General features: G+C 69.9%; 5 protein-coding genes. 1 reads left to right on the forward strand and 4 read right to left on the reverse strand.

Features of this window, described 5'->3' with window-relative positions; genetic code table 11:
* The 3 genes from UK23_RS44065 to UK23_RS44075 form a co-directional block, all read right to left on the reverse strand.
* The coding region (locus UK23_RS44065) for a pyridoxamine 5'-phosphate oxidase family protein (RefSeq protein WP_045317798.1) at positions 1 to 340 on the reverse strand (340 nt) is incomplete at its 3' end.
* Between the two features lie 53 nt (positions 341 to 393).
* Positions 394 to 969, reverse strand: a complete 576-nt coding sequence (locus tag UK23_RS44070; RefSeq protein ID WP_045317799.1) for a pyridoxamine 5'-phosphate oxidase family protein — start codon at positions 967 to 969, stop codon at positions 394 to 396.
* A complete protein-coding gene (locus tag UK23_RS44075; RefSeq protein ID WP_045317800.1) occupies positions 962 to 1,888 on the reverse strand; it encodes a helix-turn-helix transcriptional regulator in 927 nt (308 codons plus the stop codon). The genes UK23_RS44070 and UK23_RS44075 overlap by 8 nt, the downstream gene beginning before the upstream one ends.
* Positions 1,889 to 1,951: 63 nt before the next feature.
* On the opposite strand from UK23_RS44075, the gene UK23_RS44080 reads away from it, so the two are divergent.
* Positions 1,952 to 3,025: an epoxide hydrolase family protein gene (locus UK23_RS44080; RefSeq protein WP_231114960.1), complete on the forward strand. Its 1,074-nt coding sequence runs from the start codon at positions 1,952 to 1,954 to the stop codon at positions 3,023 to 3,025.
* A gap of 21 nt (positions 3,026 to 3,046) precedes the next feature.
* On the opposite strand, the gene UK23_RS44085 is transcribed toward UK23_RS44080, so the two are convergent.
* On the reverse strand, positions 3,047 to 3,637 hold the full coding sequence (locus tag UK23_RS44085) for a DinB family protein (protein ID WP_045317802.1): 591 nt from the start codon (positions 3,635 to 3,637) through the stop codon (positions 3,047 to 3,049).
* Between the last annotated feature and the right edge of the window lie 80 nt (positions 3,638 to 3,717).

Raw genomic sequence — 3,717 nt, forward strand, 5'->3', positions numbered from 1 at the left:
GCTCCGCGCTCATCGCGTAGGTGCCGTTCATCCGCAGGAACTCGTCCGGGATGCCGTCGACCGGGTCCAGCTCGACCGTGCCGCGGATCAGCAGGATCTTCGGCGGGTGCACCTCGGTGTCGATCGTCAGCGCCACCGCCGGGTTCGCCCGCAGCGAGTGCAGCTTCGGCGCGTTCTTCGACGTGCACAGCACGATCTGCTCGCCGTTCCAGGTGAACGCGATCGGGATCGTGCGCGGCGTCCCGTCCTTGGCCACGTACGCGAGCCGGGTGATGTCGCGGGCCAGCAGCTCCTGGCTCAGCGGGCGGTTCAGGACCTCGGTGATCTCGTTCGTCGTCATGCCCAGGGGACGGAGCCGCCGCCGTGTTCTCTACATCGGGTCCCAAGAATTTTTCAGCGAGGCGGCAAGGGCAGCGGAACCGCGGGCAGACCGTCGATGCTCGCGATGTTGTAGGGCTTCTTGTCGGTGTACGCGCGGAACTCCTCGTCGGTCTTGCGGCCGAAGTAGTCCGCGTGCAGGTCGCGTTCGGAGCGGTAGTCCATGAACGGCACCGCGAACCCGCACGTGTCGGAGATCAGCTCGGCCGTGACGACGACGACGGCCCTCAGCGCGGGCCCGTCGGCCTCACCGAAGCCTTGCACGAGCTCCGCGAAACGCGGGTCGTCGCGGAACACGGCCTCACCACGGCCGTGGATGCGCACGATGTTCGGCGGACCCTCGAACGCACACCACATCAACGTGATGCGGCCGTTCTCCCGCAGATGCGCGATCGTCTCCGCGTGGCTGCCACCGAAGTCCAGGTAGGCCACCGTGCGGTCGTCGAGGATCCGCAGCGTGCCCTGACGGCCCTTGGGCGAGAGGTTGACGTGCCCGTCACCGGACAACGGCGCACTGGCCACGAAGAACACCTTCTGGTTCTCGATGAACTCCCACAGCCGCGGCTCGATGCGCTCGTATTCCTTACCCATGCCCCGCAGTATTGATCGCCTTGCGGAACCTGTCAGCCACCTTTCCCAGGTGGTGAACGAGCTCGGGCGGTCCGCCGACCTCGAAGTCGCACCCCAGCATCCCCAGGTACACCGCGAGCATCTCCGGCGTGTCCGACCCCGCCGTCATCCGGCACGTCGCGTCGTCGATCGCCTCGGTCAGCGCGGCCGGAACCTTCGCCGCGACCTCGTGCGCCGGCGCGTGCACCGTGACCGTCGCCCGGAACCGCCACGCCGCCGTCGCCAGGCCCTGCTTGAGGTAGGCCTCCAGGTCGGGCAGCTCGCGCGGGGTGAAACGCGGGCCGTTCGGGACGCGCGGCTGGACGCGGTCGGCCCGGAACGTGCGCCAGTCGTTCCTGCCGACGTCCCACGCGACCAGGTACCAGCGGCCCCTGGTGTGGACCAGGCGGTAGGGCTCGACCTCGCGGCGGTCCTGCCCGCCGTCGAACGTCACGTAGTCGAACCGCAGCCGTTCCCGCGCGCGGCAGGCGTTCGCGATGCTCGTCGCGACGTGCGGATCAAGCTCCTCGGCCGTGCCGACCGTGTACTCCTGCAGCGTGCTGAGCCGGTGCCGGAGCCTGCTCGGCAGCACCTGCTCGAGCTTCTTGAGCGCCTGCGCGGCGGTGTCGGAGTCCTGCGTGCTCAGGCTGAGCGCGATCGCGACCGCCTCCTCGTCGTCCAGCAGCAGCGGCGGCAGGCTGGCCCCGGCGCCGAGCTTGTACCCGCCCGCCTGTCCGGGCGTCGCGTGCACCGGGTAGCCGAGGTTGCGCAGCCGGTCGACGTCGTTGCGCACGGTCCGGGTCGTCACCCCGAGCCGCTCGGCGAGCTCAGGCCCGCTCCAGTCGCGCGGGGACTGCAGCAACGACAACAACTTCAGCAACCGCGCCGACGTCTCCAACATGTCTTCCACCCTCCCCGCGAATGAGGAACGAACCTTTCCGCAATGGTTCCTAGTGTTTCAGCCATGAACACATTCCGCGTCGAGATCCCCCAGAGCGACCTCTCCGACCTGCGCCGGCGCCTGCAGAGCGCCCGGTGGCCCGCCCAGTCCGGTTCCGGCGAGTGGAACCGCGGCGTCCCGGTGGCCGAGTTGCGCTCGCTGGCCGCGTACTGGGCCGACGGCTTCGACTGGCGCGCCGCCGAGGCCCGGCTCAACGCCTTCCCGCAGTTCGTCACGGAGATCGACGGCCAGCGAATCCACTTCGTCCACGTCCACGTCCGCGGCCGGCGCGCCGATGCCCTGCCGCTGCTGCTGATCCACGGCTGGCCCTCGACGTTCGCCGAGTACAGCGCCGTGATCGCCGACCTCGCCCACGACCACCACGTGGTCGTGCCGTCCATCCCGGGCTTCGGCTTCTCCGTGCCGGTGACCGGCGCCTGGGAGGTCTCCCGCACCGCTGCCGCGTTCGTGCGGCTCATGGACTCGCTCGGCTACCCCCGCTACGGCATCCAGGCAGGTGACGTCGGTGCGGGCATCGCCGGCGCCATGAGCCGCCTCACCCCGGCCGTCACCGCCATGCACATCAACGGCCCCAGCGCCCACCCCTTCGGCGGCCCGCTGGACCTGTCCGGCCTGTCCGGCGTGGAGCTCGCCCGTGCCGAGCGCTTCAACGACCTCGTCGCCACCGGCCTGGGCTACCTCCAGCTGATGTCCACCAAGCCGTGGACCATCGGCGCCTCACTGGTGGACTCGCCGATCGGCCTGCTCGCGTGGATCTACGAGAAGTTCCACGCCTGGTGCTCGGTCGTCGACCGCGACGCCCTGCTGACCGCCGTGTCGATCTACTGGTTCACCGGTACTGGCGCCACCTCGGCCGAGTTCATCTACGAGTCCATGAACGCCCCCGGCACCTGGGGAGCCGCCGCCGCGCCCACCGGGTTCGCGACCTTCGCCGCGGACACGGGTATCCGCTCGCTGCTCGACCCGGCGCACGAGGCCGAGCACTGGACCGAGTACGACTCAGGCGGCCACTTCCCGGCCGTCGAGGTGCCCGACCTCTACGTGTCCGACGTCCTCAAGTTCTTCTCCGCCCGCTAGCAGGTCGTCGGGCCGGGCGGGTCACGCCTGGTCCGACGACTCCTGCGCCACCCGCTCCAACTTCTCCCGGTACGCCGCCCAGTCCTGCTCCGGCATGTTCGACACCCCGTCGCGCAACCCGGCCAGCCCGTCCAGGCCCTCGCGCAGGATGTCCGCGTGCCCGGCGTGCCGGTTCGTCTCCGCGATCATGTGCACCAGCAGCAGGTGCAGCGTCACGTACCGGCGCTCCTCCGGCCACCACGGCACCACGCCCGGCGCGTCCAGCGGCAGTTCCGAGATCACGCTGTCGGCGAACTCCCCGACACGGGCGTACAGCGACAGGATGTCCTCACGGGACTCGTCGGCCGTGGCGAACATGTCCGCGTTCGGGTCGCTCCCGCTCTCGATCGCCTCCATCCACGGCAGCGTCTCGGGGAACTTGCGGCCCAGGCACGCGCCGAAGTACTCCTGCTCGGTGGTGGCCACGTGCTTGATCAGGCCCAGCAGGTTCGTCCCGGTCGGTGTCAGAGGCCGCCGGGCGTCGTACTCGGACAGGCCCTCGAGCTTCCACAGCAGGACCTCGCGGGCCGTGCGGAGATAGCGGTGCAGGTCGGCTTTCGGATCTGAGGCCATGCCGGTCAGCCTTTCAGAACCCGGGACGACGCGGCCGCGATTTCCTCCAGCCGGGCGTGGTGCTCTGACCACCACTGCGT

Origin of the sequence: Lentzea aerocolonigenes, from assembly GCF_000955955.1 — a bacterium.
Taxonomy (GTDB): domain Bacteria; phylum Actinomycetota; class Actinomycetes; order Mycobacteriales; family Pseudonocardiaceae; genus Lentzea; species Lentzea aerocolonigenes_A.

Coding starts and splice junctions, on each gene's coding strand:
- UK23_RS44080 (WP_231114960.1), top strand. CDS start 1,952: ATGAACACATTCCGCGTCGAGATCCCCCAGAGCGACCTCTCCGACCTG.
- UK23_RS44085 (WP_045317802.1), bottom strand. CDS start 3,637: ATGGCCTCAGATCCGAAAGCCGACCTGCACCGCTATCTCCGCACGGCC.
- UK23_RS44070 (WP_045317799.1), bottom strand. CDS start 969: ATGGGTAAGGAATACGAGCGCATCGAGCCGCGGCTGTGGGAGTTCATC.
- UK23_RS44075 (WP_045317800.1), bottom strand. CDS start 1,888: ATGTTGGAGACGTCGGCGCGGTTGCTGAAGTTGTTGTCGTTGCTGCAG.